The sequence below is a fragment of the Mesorhizobium sp. BR115XR7A genome, assembly GCF_020165315.1.
Lineage (GTDB): Bacteria > Pseudomonadota > Alphaproteobacteria > Rhizobiales > Rhizobiaceae > Mesorhizobium > Mesorhizobium australicum.
On the sequence record NZ_JAIUHW010000004.1, the window covers coordinates 202,756 to 219,232 of the forward strand.

General features: G+C 64.8%; 16 protein-coding genes and 1 riboswitch. Of the genes, 5 read left to right on the forward strand and 11 right to left on the reverse strand.

The genetic code is table 11. The features are described from left to right. Positions 1–38: 38 nt before the first annotated feature. The 4 genes from LB557_RS10445 (at position 39) to dhaL (ending at position 3,740) form a co-directional block, all read left to right on the forward strand. A complete protein-coding gene (locus LB557_RS10445; protein ID WP_224640913.1) occupies positions 39–1,214 on the forward strand; it encodes an MFS transporter in 1,176 nt (391 codons plus the stop codon). A gap of 101 nt (positions 1,215–1,315) precedes the next feature. Beyond that, a riboswitch (FMN riboswitch) is annotated at positions 1,316–1,460 on the forward strand. Between the two features lie 77 nt (positions 1,461–1,537). After that, positions 1,538–2,011, forward strand: coding sequence for a 6,7-dimethyl-8-ribityllumazine synthase (locus LB557_RS10450; protein ID WP_224640914.1), 474 nt, complete (start codon positions 1,538–1,540; stop codon positions 2,009–2,011). A gap of 75 nt (positions 2,012–2,086) precedes the next feature. Then, positions 2,087–3,094: a dihydroxyacetone kinase subunit DhaK gene (locus tag LB557_RS10455; protein ID WP_224640915.1), complete on the forward strand. Its 1,008-nt coding sequence runs from the start codon at positions 2,087–2,089 to the stop codon at positions 3,092–3,094. 10 nt (positions 3,095–3,104) lie between these two features. Then, positions 3,105–3,740 (forward strand): dihydroxyacetone kinase subunit DhaL, encoded by a 636-nt coding sequence (dhaL, locus tag LB557_RS10460; protein WP_140617403.1) that lies wholly within the window; start codon positions 3,105–3,107, stop codon positions 3,738–3,740. Here the strand turns inward: dhaL and LB557_RS10465 are convergent. From LB557_RS10465 to LB557_RS10475, 3 genes are read right to left on the reverse strand one after another with little or no spacing between them, the layout of a single operon-like run. Further along, complete coding sequence (locus LB557_RS10465; RefSeq protein WP_140617404.1) at positions 3,737–4,177, reverse strand: RpiB/LacA/LacB family sugar-phosphate isomerase; 441 nt, start codon at positions 4,175–4,177, stop codon at positions 3,737–3,739. The genes dhaL and LB557_RS10465 overlap by 4 nt on opposite strands. Positions 4,178–4,202: 25 nt before the next feature. Then, a complete protein-coding gene (locus LB557_RS10470; protein ID WP_224640916.1) occupies positions 4,203–4,961 on the reverse strand; it encodes a triose-phosphate isomerase in 759 nt (252 codons plus the stop codon). Positions 4,962–4,997: 36 nt separating this feature from the next. Continuing rightward, entirely contained in the window at positions 4,998–5,768 is a 771-nt protein-coding gene (locus LB557_RS10475) for a DeoR/GlpR family DNA-binding transcription regulator (protein ID WP_224640917.1), read from the reverse strand. A 271-nt stretch (positions 5,769–6,039) separates the two neighbouring features. On the opposite strand from LB557_RS10475, the gene fba reads away from it, so the two are divergent. Then, positions 6,040–7,104 (forward strand): class II fructose-bisphosphate aldolase, encoded by a 1,065-nt coding sequence (gene fba, locus LB557_RS10480; protein WP_015318960.1) that lies wholly within the window; start codon positions 6,040–6,042, stop codon positions 7,102–7,104. Between the two features lie 53 nt (positions 7,105–7,157). Here the strand turns inward: fba and LB557_RS10485 are convergent, their stop codons facing one another. Genes LB557_RS10485 through LB557_RS10520 form a run of 8 tightly spaced genes read right to left on the reverse strand, consistent with a single transcriptional unit; the run spans position 7,158 to position 16,348 of the window. After that, complete coding sequence (locus tag LB557_RS10485) at positions 7,158–8,099, reverse strand: sugar phosphate isomerase/epimerase family protein (RefSeq protein ID WP_224640918.1); 942 nt, start codon at positions 8,097–8,099, stop codon at positions 7,158–7,160. 48 nt (positions 8,100–8,147) lie between these two features. Continuing rightward, positions 8,148–9,665, reverse strand: coding sequence for a glycerol-3-phosphate dehydrogenase (locus LB557_RS10490; RefSeq protein WP_224640919.1), 1,518 nt, complete (start codon positions 9,663–9,665; stop codon positions 8,148–8,150). A 46-nt stretch (positions 9,666–9,711) separates the two neighbouring features. Then, positions 9,712–10,752 carry a 2-hydroxyacid dehydrogenase gene (locus LB557_RS10495; RefSeq protein WP_181172955.1) on the reverse strand — a complete coding sequence of 347 codons (1,041 nt, stop codon included), beginning with the start codon at positions 10,750–10,752 and terminating at the stop codon, positions 9,712–9,714. Between the two features lie 10 nt (positions 10,753–10,762). Further along, positions 10,763–12,316, reverse strand: coding sequence for an FGGY-family carbohydrate kinase (locus tag LB557_RS10500; RefSeq protein WP_224640920.1), 1,554 nt, complete (start codon positions 12,314–12,316; stop codon positions 10,763–10,765). Further along, positions 12,316–13,440: an ABC transporter ATP-binding protein gene (locus tag LB557_RS10505; RefSeq protein ID WP_224640922.1), complete on the reverse strand. Its 1,125-nt coding sequence runs from the start codon at positions 13,438–13,440 to the stop codon at positions 12,316–12,318. The genes LB557_RS10500 and LB557_RS10505 overlap by 1 nt, the downstream gene beginning before the upstream one ends. Next, the gene (locus LB557_RS10510; protein ID WP_224523694.1) at positions 13,437–14,555 is read right to left on the reverse strand and encodes an ABC transporter ATP-binding protein; all 1,119 of its coding nucleotides are present in this window, start codon (positions 14,553–14,555) and stop codon (positions 13,437–13,439) included. The genes LB557_RS10505 and LB557_RS10510 overlap by 4 nt, the downstream gene beginning before the upstream one ends. A gap of 2 nt (positions 14,556–14,557) precedes the next feature. Next, complete coding sequence (locus LB557_RS10515) at positions 14,558–15,415, reverse strand: carbohydrate ABC transporter permease (protein ID WP_015318967.1); 858 nt, start codon at positions 15,413–15,415, stop codon at positions 14,558–14,560. Positions 15,416–15,424: 9 nt separating this feature from the next. Next, the gene (locus tag LB557_RS10520) at positions 15,425–16,348 is read right to left on the reverse strand and encodes a carbohydrate ABC transporter permease (protein WP_015318968.1); all 924 of its coding nucleotides are present in this window, start codon (positions 16,346–16,348) and stop codon (positions 15,425–15,427) included. Between the last annotated feature and the right edge of the window lie 129 nt (positions 16,349–16,477).

The following is a 16,477-nucleotide window of genomic DNA, read 5'->3' on the forward strand; positions in this document are numbered from 1 at the left end:
CCGATTGTCACGGAATTTAATACGGCCATTATGATGATATGTCGAACAACGATCAAGCTACAGCCTTGGGCGCGGACACCAGGCTGCCCATCCCGGCCCTCGCCTATCTGCTGACCGGATGCATCGCCGTGATCGGCTCGAATTCGCTGGTGCTGGGCCCGATCGCTCCGGCAGTGGCCGTGTCGTTCTCGACCAGCGTCCCCATGGTGATGATGGCGGCGGCCGCGTTCGGCCTCGGCACATCGGCGAGCGCCCTGTTCCTGGCACGCCATATCGACCGGCTCGGCGCGCGCCGGATGTTGCGGGCGGCCTTGCTGCTGCTGGCATTGGCCTTGGTCGCCAGCGCGGCCGCGCCGACGGTGAGCGCGCTGGTTGCCGCGCAGCTTGTCGCTGGGATCGCGGCCGGCGTCGCCATGCCGGCAATCTATGCCAGTGCCGCGGCCATCGCCCCGCCCGGGCGGGAAAGCGGCACGATCGGCGTGGTGCTGACCGGGTGGACGCTCAGCATGGTGGCCGGCGTTTCGCTGTCGGCGGTGCTTGCCGATCTCGTGCACTGGCGCGCCGTCTTTGTCGCCGTGGCCGTGCTGGCGACGCTGGCGCTTGGCGGCCTCAGCGCATCGTCGCTCCCGGATGTCCGGAAGGCCGGACCGGCGCCCGCCCCGCTGGCGGCGTTGAACATCCCCGGCATTGTGCCCCTCCTGGTTGCCTGCAGTGCTTTCATGACCGCCTTCTACGGTGTCTATGGCTATCTTGGCGACCACCTCCACAGCGGGCTGGGGCAGCCGGTCAGCGCCAACGGGCTGGCGGCCCTCGCCTATGGCGCGGGATTTGGCACGGCGGCGCTCTTCGACGGCATCATCGACCGGCTGGGCGCCGGGCGTGTCATGCCTTTCGCCTATCTTCTCGTGGCCATCGTCTACGTGGCGATCGCCGCGACCAGCGGCAGCTATGGCTTGACGCTCGCCATGGTCGCCGCCTGGGGGCTTGCCAATCATTTCGGGCTGAACGTGCTGGTGATGCGCCTGTCGGCGCTCGATCCGTCGCGACGGGGCACGATCATGGGGCTGAACAGCGCGGTGACCTACCTCGCGGTGTTCGTCGGCACCACCGGCTTCGGGCCGCTCTATTCCGGCTTCGGCTTCGCCACATGCGCGGCAGTTGCGGCCTTGCTGATGCTGATTGCCGCTGGCGCGGCGGCATGGCGCACACGCTAGAACGATCCGCCTGTTGCATTGCTCCAGTCGGCAAAACGTGATTGGCCAAGGGCACCTGCTGCGTTGACAGCGGCCCCACCATCCTCCCATACAAAGCGCGTTAATGTTCTCAGGGCGGGGTGAAAGTCCCCACCGGCGGTAACGGCTTCGGCCCAAGCCCGCGAGCGCTTTCCGCTATCGGAGAGGTCAGCAGATCCGGTGTGATTCCGGAGCCGACGGTTACAGTCCGGATGAAAGAGAACGAAACGGAAGACGGACCGCCCCGGCGGGCCGCATTTCGTATCGTGCGTCCTGATTCTGGTTCGAAACGGAAGGATGGACCCATGAATCAGCATTCCCACAAAGACTATGAAACAATCCGCATCGCCGTCATCAGGGCGCGCTGGCATGCCGACATCGTCGACCAGTGCGTGCAAGCCTTTGGGGCGGAACTGGCCGAGATTGGCGGCGGACGCTTTGCCGTCGACATCTTCGACGTGCCCGGCGCCTACGAAATTCCGCTCCATGCCAAGACGCTTGCCGGGACCGGCCGCTACGCCGCGATCCTCGGCACGGCATTCGTCGTCAATGGCGGCATCTACCGGCACGACTTCGTCGCCAATGCCGTTATCGACGGCATGATGAACGTGCAGTTGTCGACCGGCGTGCCCTTGCTTTCGGCGGTGCTCACGCCCCACAATTTCCACGACAGCGCCGAGCATCATCGCTTCTTCTTCGAGCATTTCACGGTCAAGGGGAAGGAAGCGGCAAACGCCTGTGTGCAGATACTCGCCGCGCGGGAAAAGATCGCGGCCTGAAGCGGCGCTGCCGGGGTGGAAATCCCGGTAACGGGCTGTAGTATCCCGGAAAATACTGAGTTCGGGAGGATGCCGGTGCAGACCAAGAAGATCATCAATGACGGCAACCGTGCCGTCGACGAAATGCTCGAAGGGATCCTGGCCGCGCATCCTCGCCATCTCGGGAGCGCGGACGGCAGTCCGCGCTCGATCATCGCCCGCGGTGGACCACGGCCCGGCAAGGTCGGGCTGGTGATCGGCGGCGGCTCCGGCCACGAGCCGACCTTTCTCGGCTTTGTCGGCAAGGGGCTGGCGGACGCGGCGGCTGTCGGCAACGTCTTTGCCTCGCCGCCGCCCGATCCGATCCTCGAATGCGCCAAGGCGGTCAGCGGCGGCGCCGGCGTGCTGTTCATGTACGGCAACTATGCTGGCGACGTGATGAATTTCGACATGGCGGCCGAGATGGCCGCCATGGACGACATCGAGGTGCGCACGGTGCTGACCACCGACGACGTCGCCTCGGCGCCGCGTGACCAGCGGCGGAAGCGCCGTGGTGTCGCCGGTAATTTCTTCATCTTCAAGGCGGCCGGTGCCGCCTGCGACCTGATGCTCTCCCTCGACGAATGCGAGCGCGTCGCGCGCAAGGCCAACGACCGCACCTTCACGATGGGCGTGGCACTGTCGCCCTGCTCTCTGCCGCAGACCCGGCGGCCGAATTTCGAGATCGGCACGGACGAGATGGAAATCGGGATGGGCATCCATGGCGAACCCGGCATCGCCCGCGGCAAGCTCGGGACCGCCGACGAAATCACCGACGCGATGCTGGACAAGATTTTCGCCGAGATGGCGCCGAAGCGCGGCGACAAGGTCGCGGTGCTGGTCAATTCGCTGGGTTCGACGCCGCTGATGGAGCTCTACATCATGAACCGCCGGGTCAAGCAGAGGCTCGACGCCATCGGCGTTTCGGTCCACGCGACCTGGGTCGGCAACTACTGCACGTCGCTGGAAATGGCCGGCGCTTCGGTGACGCTTTTCCATCTCGACGAAGAATTGCAGGCGATGCTCGACCACCCCTGCGACTGCGCCATGTTCCGTGCCGGCTGAGGAGCGCTCCATGACCATCGCCGCGTTCGACCTGAAAAGAATGTTCGATGCGATCGCCGTGGCGATGGAAGCCGACAGGGACCGGCTTTGTCAGCTCGACGGCGTCATCGGCGACGCCGACCACGGCATTGCCATGGCGCTCGGGTTCAACGCCGCGCGCGATGCTCTGGCATCGCTCGACCTTACGGCGGCCGAGCCGACCGCGCTCCTCAACGCCGCGGCGAAATCGTTTCTCAATGCCGTCGGCGCGTCCTGCGGCCCGCTCTATGCCACCGCCTTCATGCGCGCCGCCGCCGCCGTCAAGGGCAAGGCAACGCTGGCGGATGCCGATGTCGTCGCGCTGCTGCAGGCCATGGCGCAAGGCATCAAGGATCGCGGCAAGGCCGAAACCGGCGAAAAGACAATGGTCGACGCCTGGCAACCGGCGGCGGAAGCGGCCGGCGCCAGCAATGCAGCAGGAAAAAACCTTGCCGAAAGCCTCCAGGCCGCTTTTGCCGCCGCCGAGCGCGGCGCGGAATCGACCAAGGACATGATCGCCGCCAAGGGCCGCTCGTCGCGGCTCGGCGAGCGCTCGCTCGGCCATATCGATCCCGGTGCGGCTTCGGCCGTCACCGTCATCGGCGCGATGCGCGACAGTCTCGCTTAGCTCTTCGCCGCATCGAGCCTGTCGATCGCCTGGACGTTGCCGGCCGACGGTCCCTTCTCGTCGAACTCCGAGGCCAGCCAGGTATCGACAATGGCCTTGGCCAGTTCCGGGCCGATGACGCGGGCGCCCATGGTGATGATCTGGGCGTTATTGGATTTCGCCGCGCGTTCGGCCGAATAGGTGTCGTGGGTGAGTGCGGCGCGGATGCCCGGCACCTTGTTGGCCGAGATCGAGACGCCGATGCCGGTGCCGCAGAACAGGATGCCGCGATCGTTCTCGCCGTCGACGATCGTCTGGGCAAGTTTCCGCGACAGATCGGCATAGAAGCCGGCCTGGCTGAGGTCGCTGACGGTGAGCCCCGGCTTGGTCGCCAGATGCGCTGATATGACGTCGAGCAGCGGCTTGCCGGCGCTGTCGGCTCCAATGGCTATTTTCATTTTTTGTCCTTTCCAGTTCGATGATTCAGATGGCGGCCGACGCGCGGCGCAGGATGTCGATGTAGCCTTCGGCCTGCCAGGCCGAGCGGCCGATGAACAAGCCGTCGATGTTGGGCTGGGCGATCAGTTCCGCGGCATTGCCGGGATTGACGCTGCCGCCATAGAGCACCGGCGGCACGGACGGCAGCAGACCCCCCGCGACCTTCTTGATCAGCGCCTGCTGCTTGTCGGCATAGTCGGAACTGGCCGGAATGCCCTTGTCGCCGATCGCCCAGACCGGCTCGTAGGCGAACAGGATTTTTGCTCCCCTCGCCTCGCCCTCGAGGAATTGCAGTGCACCCTCGACCTGGCCGGTCACCACCGCATCGGCCTTGCCGCTTTCGCGCTCGGCCAGCGTCTCGCCGACGCAGATCAGCGGTATCAGTGCGTGCTTGACCGCCGCCGCCGTCTTCAGCCCGACCGTGCGGTCGGTCTCGCCGAAGTGCTCGCGCCTTTCGCTGTGGCCGAGTTCGACCAGGTCTAGGCCGCAATCGTTCAGCATCACCGGCGAGATCTCGCCAGTCCAGGCGCCGGCGTCGGCCCAATGCATGTTCTGCGCGCCGACCTTGACGCGCGTCGTCGACAGCGCCTGCCCGACCTCTCGCACCGCCGTGAAAGGCGGGACGACGAAAGGCTGGATGCGATCGTCGAAACCCGCCACGAAGCCGGCCAGTGCGCCTGCAAAATCAAGCGCCTCGGCGAGCGTCTTGTTCATCTTCCAGCTTGTACCGACCCAGTAAACCACGCGTACACTCCTTGGTCCTCAGTCCCCGTTTGATCATCAATCCTTGTCGGCGACCACCGTCAGCGAGACGCCGGCCGCATCCAGCGTGTCGCGCATTCCGGGCTCCGGCCCGCGCCCGGTGAAGACGGCGTCGAATGCCTTGAGATCGGCCAGGAAATGCAGCGCGCTGCGGCCAAACTTGCCGTGATCCACCAGCAGATATTTGCGTGTCGCCGCGGCCATCATCAGTCGCTTGGCCTGCACCACTTCCTGGTCCTGATGGAAGGCGGAGGCGCCATGGATGGCGGACGACGACAGGAAGGCGACATCGGCGCGCAGCGACCGCAGCGAAGCCTCGGCGAGCAGGCCGAAGAAGCCGTGGAATTTCTTCGAGTACTGGCCGCCAAGCGCGATCAGGTTGATGCCTGCGGCACCGGCCAGATCCTGGATGACGGCGAGATTGTTGGTGATCACCGTCAGCGGCCTGAGATCGGCGAGATACCGCGCGATACCGCCCGCGGTCGAGCCGTCGTCGATGATGACCGTCTGGCCGGGTTCGATCATAGCCACGGCCGCCGCCGCAAGGCGCTGTTTTTCCCCGATCGCCTGCTTCTGCCGGTAGCGGAAATCGCTTTCAAAAAGGCTGCTCGGCTGGATCGAGGCGCCGCCGCGCACCTTGCGCAGCAAACCGCTCTCCTCGAGCTCGTCGAGGTCGCGATGCACGGTCATCCTGGAGACGCCAAAGCGGGAGGCAAGATCGTCGACGCTCGCCGCGCCGGCGTCCACCAGGAAGTCAATGATGCCTTGGCGTCTGTTGTCGCTCTTCATTCTCGCCGACCCGCCAACGCAGAAGCCTGGCTCCTTGATCGAGCGAAGATATAACAGATATGATCGCGTAAGTATCATAATTTTTGTGATAATGAGATATTTCCGTGGGATATTTCGCCGGCTTTTATCGCGCCGCTGTAACAAGAATTGCTGCCGGGACGGTCTGTCACGGTTGCGGTTGCGCGGGATTCCGGCCAGAAGCATCGGTGGGCTGAACGATGCGCGGGCGGCCCGCAACCACAGTTCGAAACCAGATACGGGAGACTAATCGTTGGCTCGCATCACACTGAGACAATTGCTCGATCACGCCGCCGAATACGGCTATGGCGTGCCGGCCTTCAACATGAACAACATGGAACAGGGCCTCGCCATCATGGAGGCTGCCGAGGAGACCAAGTCCCCGGTCATCCTGCAGGCGAGCCGCGGCGCCCGTGCCTACGCCAATGACGTGGTGCTGGCCAAGCTGATCGACGCGCTGGTCGAAATCCATCCCGACATCCCTGTCTGCATGCACCTCGACCATGGCAACAACGAAGCCACCTGCGTCACCGCGATCCAGCACGGCTTCACCTCGGTGATGATGGACGGCTCACTCAAGGAAGACGGCAAGTCGCCGGCCGACTATGCCTATAATTCCGGCATCACCAAGCGCGTCGTCGACATGGCGCATTGGGGCGGCGTGTCGGTGGAAGGCGAGATCGGCGTGCTGGGCTCGCTCGAGAGCGGCGGCGGCGAGCAGGAAGACGGCCACGGCGTCGAAGGCGCGATCAGCCACGACCAGCTCCTGACCGATCCGGTGCAGGCCGAACAGTTCGTGCGCGATACCCATGTCGATGCGCTGGCGGTGGCCATGGGCACCAGCCACGGCGCCTATAAATTCTCGCGCAAGCCTGACGGCGCGGTGCTGGCGATGAACGTGATCGAGGAGATCCACCGGCGCTTGCCGAACATGCATCTGGTCATGCACGGCTCGTCCTCGGTGCCGGAGGACCTGCAGGAGATCATCAACAAATATGGCGGCCAGATGAAGCCGACCTGGGGCGTCCCGGTGGAAGAGATCCAGCGCGGCATCAAGCATGGCGTGCGCAAGATCAACATCGACACCGACAACCGCATGGCGCTGACCGGCGCGATCCGCAAGGTGCTGACCGAAAATCCCAGCGAGTTCGATCCGCGCAAATATCTGACGCCGGCGATGGCGGCGATGAGGAAGCTCTGCAAGGAGCGCTTCGAGCAGTTCGGCACCGCCGGCAATGCGCCGAAGATCAAGCCGCTACCGGTTTCGGAAATGGCCAAGCGCTACAAGTCGGGCAGCCTCGATCCGAAATTCGCCTGAGTTCGATCCGGTTGCATTTCATGGACAGGAGCCCATGGGCTCCTGTCCGATTTCTATCCGGCTTTCGGCAGCAGGCCAGGCCTGCCGGTCTCGATGAAGGGCGCCCAGAAGTCGACCGACTCGCGGATCATGGCGACCACCTGATGGTCGACCGGCTCGCGCTCGCGGAAGGATAGTTCGAGACAGATTTCGTTGTCGGTGCCGCCGCCGCGTCGCACCGTCTCCAGCAGCTTCTCAGGCGTGATGCGGCCGTCCTTGTTGTGGGCCGCGGTGAATGGCCAATGGCCACCCTTGTTCATCGACGATTGCTTGATGTGGATGATCGGCGACTTCAGGGGAAAAGCTTCGGCCCAGGCATAGGGATCGATGTCGGCCGGATTGGAGGAAGTGACGTCGCCATGGTCGATGTCGACCATCATCTCCAGCGGAATGGCCATGCCGGCCGCGTCAATCGCGTCCTGCAGCATCCGGCAATTCTCGATCGTGTGACCGAATTCGCGACCGACCGACATCGGCTCCCAGAACAGATAGGTCAGGCCTGCCGCCCGGGCGTGCTCGGCGACCTCGCGCCAGCAGTCCAGCGCGATGTCGAACAGCCTGGCGCGACGGGCGGGATCGTCATAGTCCCGATGCGTGAAGATGGCGAACTGCGTGCCCATGCCGCTGGCGCCAAGCTCGGCCGAGATGTCGGCGAAGGTCTTGAACCAGTCGACATAGTAGCGGCGCACATCGGCATCCGGATGGCCGAAATGGTTCAGCCGGCCATAGGGGCCGGTCATGCCGGAGGTGACGCGCACGCCGGTGCGATCCAAGGCGTTGCGGAACAGGCGGACGAACTTGACGATCGTCGCCGCCGGCCAGCCTGGGTTGACGAATTCATGCGTGAGCTGAACGTCGCGAATGCCGATCTCATAGGCGACGGTATCGATCAGATCGTCCGGCTCGGCGAAGCGGTTGACCAGCGGATTGGTGTTGAGGGAGAGCGTGAAAGCCAAGGTCGCGATCCCTTCAACGCGGGCGCAGAACAGGGGCGATGAGCGCCATCAACCTGCCCTCGCCTGCCGGCTCGCGCACCAATGCTCGAAGGCCGACTTCTCCTCGGAGGACAAATGCAGGCCATGCTTGGTGCGCCGTTCGAGAATGTCGGCCGCGTCTTCCGCCCATTCCTGTTCAAAGAGGTAGTTCGCCTCGCGCTCGAAGAAATCCTTGCCGAAGCACCGCCCCAGTGCGGCGAGTGATCGGGCGCCGCCGACCACGGACCGCGTCCTGGTGCCATAGAGCCGGCCGTAATGCTTGAGCAGCGATGCCGGCATCCATGGATACTCGCTTGCGAGGTTGCCAAGAAACTGTTCGAAGTCGGCATTGGCGATGTCGCCGCCGGGCAGATGCACCTTCGCGGTCCAGGCTTTGCCCATGCGGGGAAAGAACGGTGCGATCCTGTCCAGCGCGTGCTCGGCCAGTTTGCGGAAGGTGGTGATCTTGCCGCCGAAGACGGAAAGCAGTGGCGCCTGCGCGTCCGGCGCGTCGAGTTCGAAAATATAGTCGCGCGTCACCGCGCTCGGATTGTCGGCGTTGTCGTCATAGAGCGGCCGGACACCGGAGAACGAATGGACCACGTCGCCCCGCGCAAGGCCGCGCTTGAAATAGCGGTTGACCACTTTGATGAGGTAATCGATCTCGCTCTCATCCGCCCTCACATCCTCGGGCCGGCCCTCGTAGGGGATGTCGGTGGTTCCGATCAAGGCCAGGTCGTTCTGGTAGGGATTGATGAAGATGACGCGCTTGTCGTTGTTCTGGACGAGATAAGCCTGCCTTCCCTCCCAGAATTTGGGTACGACGATATGGCTGCCCTTGACGAGGCGGACGTTGCGCCTGGAGTTCTGGCCGGCAACGCGGTTGACGATGTCATTGACCCAAGGGCCGGCGGCATTGATCAGCGCGCGGGCCCGTACACTGGTCTTGATGCCGGTCCTGACGTCGCGCATCTCGACAACCCAGAGGCCGCCCTCGCGGCTGGCCGCGGTGCAGGCGGTGCGGGTGAGGACCTTCGCTCCCCGTTCGGCGGCGTCGAGCGCATTGATGACGACGAGGCGGGCATCGTCGACCCAGCAGTCCGAATATTCGAAACCGCGCTTGAAGCTGTCCTTGATCGGCGCCCCCTCGGGCGCGGTGCGCAGGTCGAGCGTCCGCGTGGCGGGCAGCCGCTTGCGGCCGCCGAGGTGGTCGTAGAGGAAGAGGCCGAGCCGCACCAGCCATGCCGGCCGGTCGTCCGGGCTGTGCGGCAGCACGAAGCGCATCGGCCAGATGATGTGCGGCGCCGATTCCAGCAGCACCTCGCGCTCGATCAGCGCCTCGCGCACCAGGCGGAACTCGTAATATTCGAGGTAGCGCAGACCGCCATGGACGAGCTTGCCCGAGCGCGAGCTGGTGCCTTCGGCGAGATCGTCCTTTTCGCACAGGATGACGGAAAGCCCGCGGCCGGCGGCGTCGCGCGCGATGCCGGCGCCGTTGACGCCGCCGCCAATGACGAAGAGGTCGACTATGTCAGGGCCGACGCTCATCTTGCCGTCGCCCCACTGCCTGATTTTCGCATCATGGCCATCGCTCTCAGCACGGATTGACCGGAGGCAGGCCGGCCAGGTAGCGGCGCACTTCCTCGGCGGCCTGCTCGGCGGCATAGGTCACGGTGCGCACCGAAGCGCCGGCGATATGCGGCGTCAGCGTCACATTGGGCAGCTGCAGCAAGGGCCAGTCCGACGGCACCGGTTCGACCGCGAAGGTTTCCAGCATGGCGCTGGCGATCTGCCCTGAAACCAGCGCCTCGTAGAGTGCGTCGTAGTCGACCAGCGGGCCACGCGCCGTATTGACGAAGATCACGCCCGGCTTCATCCGCGCGATGGTGTCCTTGCCGATCAGACCGCGTGTCTCCTGCGTCACCCGTGAATGCAGCGTGACCACATCGGAGCGCGACAGGAGGTCGTCGAGCGCAACCAGTTCGACGCCAGCGTTGCGGTCCTCGGCGCTCAGTTGCACATAGGGATCGCTGACCAGGACGTGGCAGCCGAAGGCGCGCAGCAGGCGCACCACCTTCGTGCCGATATTGCCGTAGCCGACCACGCCGACGGTCATTTCGCCGAGCTCGCGGCCGGTGCGGTCGGCGCGGTAGAGATCGCCGCGCCATTCCCCCTTGCGCAAGGCCTCGTGGCCGACCCGGATCAGCCGCGTCTCGGCCAGGATGGCGCCGATGGTAAACTCAGCCACGGCAGTGGCGTTGCGGCCGGGCACATTGACCACGGTGATGCCGTGCACCCTGGCCGCTTCCATGTCGATGTTGATCGGGCCGCCGCGCGACACCGCGACCAGCTTGAGCCCCGGCAGGCGCCGCATCATGCCCTCCGACAGGGGCGCAAGCTGGGTGACGAGGATTTCGGCATCGCCGATGAAGTCGACGACCTCGTCGGGATGGCCGAAATATTCCTTGACCTTGTCGAGGCCGAGCGCGGCGTTGCCGAACTCCATCGGCTCGTCGGGCCAGGCCGTCTGCAATGTCCTGATATCGAGGTCGCCACTGGCCACCTTCTCGATTTTGGCGCGAAACACCTCCGGCAGCATGAAGTTGTCGCCAATGATCGCTATTTTCCTCAGCATACTCGACTTCTCAATTTTCCTGCGATGTCGCCATGGCACGCCAGACCGGCCGCAGGGCCTGGTGCGCCAGCATGTAGGACGGGGTCATCCTGTCGTAGATCGCGGCGAGATCCGGGTCGCTCGGCTCGGCCTCGCCGAGCAGCGGCGTCACCCATTCGCCGACGCATTCGTCCATGGAGGCGTATTGACCGACGCAGACCGCCGCGATCATTGCGGCACCGGCCGCACCGGCCTCCTCGCGCGCGCTGGTGCGCGTGTCGGCACCAATGGCCGCACCCAGGATCTTGCGCAGCGCCGGGCTTCTGGCGGCGCCGCCGGTCAGGCGAATTTCGCGCGGCAGCGGGCCCATGGCGGCGTAGCAATCGCGCGCCGCGAAGGCCAAGCCTTCGAAGACGGCGCGCACCAGATCGGCGTAGCCGTGACGCGACGAAATGCCGACGAAGCCTGCCCTGGCATTGGCATCGACGAACGGTCCGCGCTCGCCGGCTTCCGACACGTAGGGCTGGTAGAGCAGCGAAGCCGGCTGCGAGGCCGCGATCCAGGCATCGACCAGCGCGATCATCTCGCCATTGCTGCGGGTTATGCCTTGCGAGGCGAGAATGCCCGAAGCGAGGCCAAGCACCCAGTCGATGTTGAGCGTCGCCGCCATGTTGGACTGCATCTGCGCGAAGACGCCCGGCGCCGGCATTGCCATCGTATAACCGGTCGCCGCTTCGTTGAGCTGCACATCATCAGGGGTCTCGGCCAGCCGCATATGCATGCCGGTGGAACCGATGATCGAGCAGCCGGGCTTGCGCTCGCGGTCGAGGAGGCCGGCGCCGAGCGCGGTGCAGACGACGTCGACATAACCGAGCACGACGGGTGTGCTGGCAAGCATGCCGGTGACGCCGGCGGCGGCCGGCGACAGTCCGGCGCTGTGGCTCGTGCCGTCGACGATCGGCGGCAGCAGGTGCCTGAGATCGGTGACGCCGAGGACGTCGAGCACGTCCCCACTGTAGTCACGGGTGCGGAAGTCGCCGAAAGTGAAGGTCCCTTCGGACGGATCGGTGGCGCGTTCGCCGGTCAGCTTGAAATAGAGCCAATCCTTGCAGTGGAACGCGGTCGCCGCCTTGCCGAGCATTTCGGGCATGGTGCGTTTCATGAAGGCGAACTGCGAGCCTTGCTGGCAGGCGGCGAGCCCGCTGCCGGTCTTCTCGAAGCGCAGCCGGTCATCGGGCCGCGCACGGATTTCCTCGACGACGCCGGCGGCGCGCGCGTCGAGCCAGAGCCAACCCTTGGCCACCGGCTCGCCCTTGCCGTCGATCAGCCAGGTGCCGTCGCCCTGCCCGGTCACCGCGATGGCGACGGTCCGGCTGGCGAGATCGGGCACCTTGTCGGCAAGCTGGCGCAAGGTGGTGGCGGCATCGGCCCATGTGCGGGCCAGATCCTGTTCGGCGCCGCCGCCCGGCAGCGTCTCATAATGGTTCGGCGTTGCCGCGGCCGCGATCTGGCGGCCCTTCGTGTCAAAAGCGATGGACTTGATGACGGAAGTGCCGGCATCGATGCCTATTAATAGATCGCGCATCACGCGAGCTCCATGCCGTGCGAGATCGCAATGCCGCTCGCCTGGTCGAAGACGTGCAGGTTTTTGGGATCGATGCTGACATTGATGGGCGCGCCGAGGTCGAGCCGGGTGCGGTCATGCTCCACCAGGACCAGCGAGCCGCCGGCGAAGTCGGCGGCGATGTGGGTCTGGTCGCCGAGCCATTGGTTGGCCGAGACCCTAGCCGGAACTCCCTCCTTCGAACGCCGGACCGCATAGGGCCTGATGCCGATGACCACCCGCTCGCGGCTGAGCAGCTGGTCGCGAACCGGAGCGCTGAAAGCGTCCTTGTCGTAGTCGAGCGACAGCCCGTCGGGCAGCTTGAGACTGATGCGGCCGGCGGTCGTGCCGACAAAGGCTTCGAAGACGTTCATCGGCGGCTCGCCGACGAAGGTGCCGGTGAACAGGTTCGCAGGGCGCTCCTTGATCCGGTCCGGCGTGTCGAACTGCTGCAGCACGCCGCCCTCCATCACCGCGATGCGGTCGGCCAGCGCGTTCGCCTCGGTCTGGTCGTGGGTGACCAGGATCGCTGTCAGACCGCGTTCCTTGATGAAGTGCTTGATGCGGCCGCGCAGCACGGCGCGAAGCTGCGGCTCGAGCTGCCCCATCGGCTCGTCGAGCAGATGCAGGTCGGCCTCGCGGATCAGCGCCCGGCCAAGGCTGGCGCGCTGCTGCTGGCCACCCGAAATAGAGCTAGGATAGCGCTCCAATATGTCCTCGATCTCCAGCAGCTTTGCGATGCTGGCGACCTTGGCGTCGACCTCGCTCCTGGGCAGCCTTGCGGCCTTGAGGGCAAAGGCCATGTTCTCGCGCACGGTGAGCGGCGGATAGAGCGAATAGCCCTCGAAGGCCATCGCCACATTGCGTTTGACCGGCGGCAAGATGTGTACCTTGCGGCCGGCGACCGCGATCGCGCCACGCGACACCTCCTCGAAGCCAGCGATCATTCGCAAGGTCGAGGTCTTGCCGCAGCCCGACGAGCCGAGCAGCGCCACGATTTCGCCCTTGCCGATCTCCATCGTCAGGTTCTTGACGGCGTGAACGCCCCTGTCGATCGGGCCATAGAATTTGTCGACGCCTGATATGGTGAGCGCGCTCGGGCTCATGCCGCTTCTCCGTTGCGCAGTTTGACGACATTCCTGGCGCCGATGCGCTCGCCACTCGCCCGATCGAACAGCAGGGCGCTCTTGCCGTCGACGGCGATATGCGCCTTGCCTTCGCTGCGCCCCGGCGTTCCGGCCGGGCGCGAGACCAGGATTTCACGGCCGCGCACGGTGCGCACCAGGGTGACGATCTTTTCGTTGAGCGGCGTCTCCGCCTCGACCGTTACCGGAATGGCGCCGGGTTCGTTTTCGCCAACGAAATGCAGGGCCTCGGGTCTCAGCCCGATGATGCAGTCGCGGCCGATGGCGGCCTCCGGAGCATCGGCGAGATGGACCTGTACGTTGGACAGGCCGACATAGACCCCCCGGGCATCGCGCCCGGGCTTGACGTCGAGCAGGTTGATGGTCGGATCGCCGAACAGCCGCGCGATCTCGACGTTGGCCGGCTCACGATAGATCTGCTCGGGCGTGCCAAGCTGCCTGATGACGCCTTGCGACATCACCGCGATGCGGTCGCCGAGCGCCATGGCTTCCTTGTAGTCCTGGGTAACGTAAACGACGGTGGCGCCGCGATCGGCGAGCAGCCGCGGCAGTTCGAGCCGCATCTCGAAACGCAGCTTGGCGTCGACATTGCGCAAGGGATCGTCGAGCAGAAGCAGCGGCGGCGAACCGACCAAAGCGCGGGCAAGGGCCGTGCGCTGCTTCTGGCCGTTGGAGAGCGCGCGCGGCTTGTGGCTCAGCACATGGCCGATCTTCAACAATTTGGCGACGCTCTCGACACCGGCCTTGATCGCGCTCTGCGACGAGCGCTTGGCCGCCAGCGGCGTCGCGATATTGTCGAAAGCGCTCATATGCGGAAACAGCGCGAAATTCTGGAACGCCATGCCGACGCCGCGGAATTCCGCGTCGACATCGGTCATGTCCTCGCCGCCGATGAGGATCTTGCCTTCGTCCGGATCGATGACGCCGGCGACCAGCCGCAACAGCACAGTCTTGCCGGCGCCCGAGGGACCAAACAGCACCAGCGTTTCGCCATCGGCGACGGTCAGCGACAGATTGTCGAGGACGGTCTGGCTCTTGTAGCGCTTGACGACGTTTCTGAGTTCGAGGCTGGCCATTTCTATCCTTTCACCGCGCCGAGCGACAGGCCTTCGACCAGATAGCGCTGTGCGTAGAGGGCGAGAGCCAACGTCGGCGTGATCGACAGGACGATGGCCGCCGAAATCTGGCCGTACTGGATGCCCGATGAAGTGATGAAGGCCAACGCGCCGACGGTCACCGGCTGCTTGTCGGCCGAAGCCAAGACCAGCGCGAAGACAAAATTGTTCCAGGCGAAGATGAAGGCGAGCAGGCCGGCCGCCGCGATGCCAGGGCCGGCGAGCGGCAGCGCGATCTTGCGAAAGGTGGCGAACCAGGAATGGCCGCCGATGCGGTAGGCATATTCGATGTCGGCCGGAATATCCTCGAAATAGCCGCGCACGATCCACAGGATCAGCGGCAGGCAGATCAGCTGGTAGACCCAGATCAGCCCGATATAGGTGTTGGCCAGGCCGAGCTTCTGGAAATAGAGGGTCAGCGGCAGCAGCACCAGAAGTGCCGGCGCGAACTTGAACGACAGCAGCGTGAAGGCGATGTCTTCCGAACCGCGGAATTTGTGGCGCGCGAAGGCGTAGGCCGCCGGCACGCCGAGCAGCAGTGAAACCGCCACCGAGGTCACCGACAGGAATACCGAGTTCCAGAGGTTGCGCATGAAGGCGATGTCGAGCGTGCCGGCGGCCGTCATCAGCTTGCCGGTGATCAACGCCGTGTAGTTGGCGAGCGTCGGTTCGAAGATGAGCTGCGGCGGGATGCGCAGAATGGTCTCGTTGGTCTGGAACGACATCATGAAGATCCACAGGATCGGGAACATGAAGAAGATCACGACCAGCGTCAGTGCCGCGCCGCGCAGGATGCGTTCGAGAAGCGAGGTATGTTCCATCGCCGCCTCCTATGCCTGGCCGCGGGCGCGTTCGCGCAGCCTGAGCCAGTTCTTGATGAAGATGTTGGAGAGGAAATAGGTGATCGCCCACAGGATGATCATCAGCGCCGCCGAGCGGCCGACATTGGTCGACTGGAAGAAGTTGAGATAGGCCTCGACCTGGAACACGGTCAGTGTGTCGCCCGGCCCGCCCTGTGTCATGGCGTAGATGATGTCGAACTGCTGGATGGAATCGAGCAGGCGAAACAAGGTCGCCGTCAGGATGTAGGGCGTCAGCATCGGCAAGGTGATGCGGAAGAAGACGAAGCTCCTCGGCACGCCGTCGAGCGCGGCGGCCTCGAAGGGCTGCGTCGGCAGGCTGCGCAGGCCGGCAAGCAGCAGGATCATGATGAAGGGCGTGTAGACCCAGATGTCGACCAGCACGACGGTGAACAGCGCCGTCGACGGTGACGACGCCCAGCGAAAATCCTGCAGCCCGATGAGGCTGGCGAGATAGCTCAGCACGCCGAAGCCCGGATTGGTCATCAGCTTCCACATCAGTGCTGCCAGCGCGGGCGCCGTCATCAGCGGCATCAACAGCATGATCGAGATGAAGTTGTTGAGCGTCGAGCGCTTCTGCAGCAGCAGCGCGATGGCGAGACCGAGAAGCAGTTCCAGCACGACCGTGGTGCCGGCATAGAGCAGCGACACTTTCAACGTGTTCCAGAATTTCGGGTCGGTGAAGAAGGAAATGTAGTTGTCGCCCCAGTTGAACTGGCGCGCCCAGGGCTGGCTCAGACGATAGCGTTGGAACGAGTAAACGACCGAGGTCAGGAACGGGATCAGGATGCCTATGCAGACCAGCAAGGCCGGCAGGCTGAGCACATAGGGCAGCACCCGCTTGCTGATCCTGAAGCCGGATGGCTTGAGCCTTTGCGATACCACCGCAGTCATCGAGCTGCTCCGTTGTTGCTGTCGCTTCGCCCGGCCGGCCGCCCAAGGGAGCAAGGCGGCCGGTGGGGCGAAATGGCGGCCACCTTTCGGCACCGCATCGCAAACATGAAAGATGTGGCGAGGGCCGAA

Bases quoted from the DNA above. Each gene is read 5' to 3' on its own strand.
- LB557_RS10465 (WP_140617404.1), bottom strand. From the start codon at position 4,177: ATGAAAATAGCCATTGGAGCCGACAGCGCCGGCAAGCCGCTGCTCGAC.
- LB557_RS10495 (WP_181172955.1), bottom strand. From the start codon at position 10,752: ATGCTGAGGAAAATAGCGATCATTGGCGACAACTTCATGCTGCCGGAG.
- LB557_RS10445 (WP_224640913.1), top strand. From the start codon at position 39: ATGTCGAACAACGATCAAGCTACAGCCTTGGGCGCGGACACCAGGCTG.
- LB557_RS10510 (WP_224523694.1), bottom strand. From the start codon at position 14,555: ATGGCCAGCCTCGAACTCAGAAACGTCGTCAAGCGCTACAAGAGCCAG.
- LB557_RS10505 (WP_224640922.1), bottom strand. From the start codon at position 13,440: ATGAGCCCGAGCGCGCTCACCATATCAGGCGTCGACAAATTCTATGGC.
- LB557_RS10450 (WP_224640914.1), top strand. From the start codon at position 1,538: ATGAATCAGCATTCCCACAAAGACTATGAAACAATCCGCATCGCCGTC.
- LB557_RS10490 (WP_224640919.1), bottom strand. From the start codon at position 9,665: ATGAGCGTCGGCCCTGACATAGTCGACCTCTTCGTCATTGGCGGCGGC.
- LB557_RS10500 (WP_224640920.1), bottom strand. From the start codon at position 12,316: ATGCGCGATCTATTAATAGGCATCGATGCCGGCACTTCCGTCATCAAG.
- dhaL (WP_140617403.1), top strand. From the start codon at position 3,105: ATGACCATCGCCGCGTTCGACCTGAAAAGAATGTTCGATGCGATCGCC.
- LB557_RS10520 (WP_015318968.1), bottom strand. From the start codon at position 16,348: ATGACTGCGGTGGTATCGCAAAGGCTCAAGCCATCCGGCTTCAGGATC.
- LB557_RS10475 (WP_224640917.1), bottom strand. From the start codon at position 5,768: ATGAAGAGCGACAACAGACGCCAAGGCATCATTGACTTCCTGGTGGAC.
- LB557_RS10515 (WP_015318967.1), bottom strand. From the start codon at position 15,415: ATGGAACATACCTCGCTTCTCGAACGCATCCTGCGCGGCGCGGCACTG.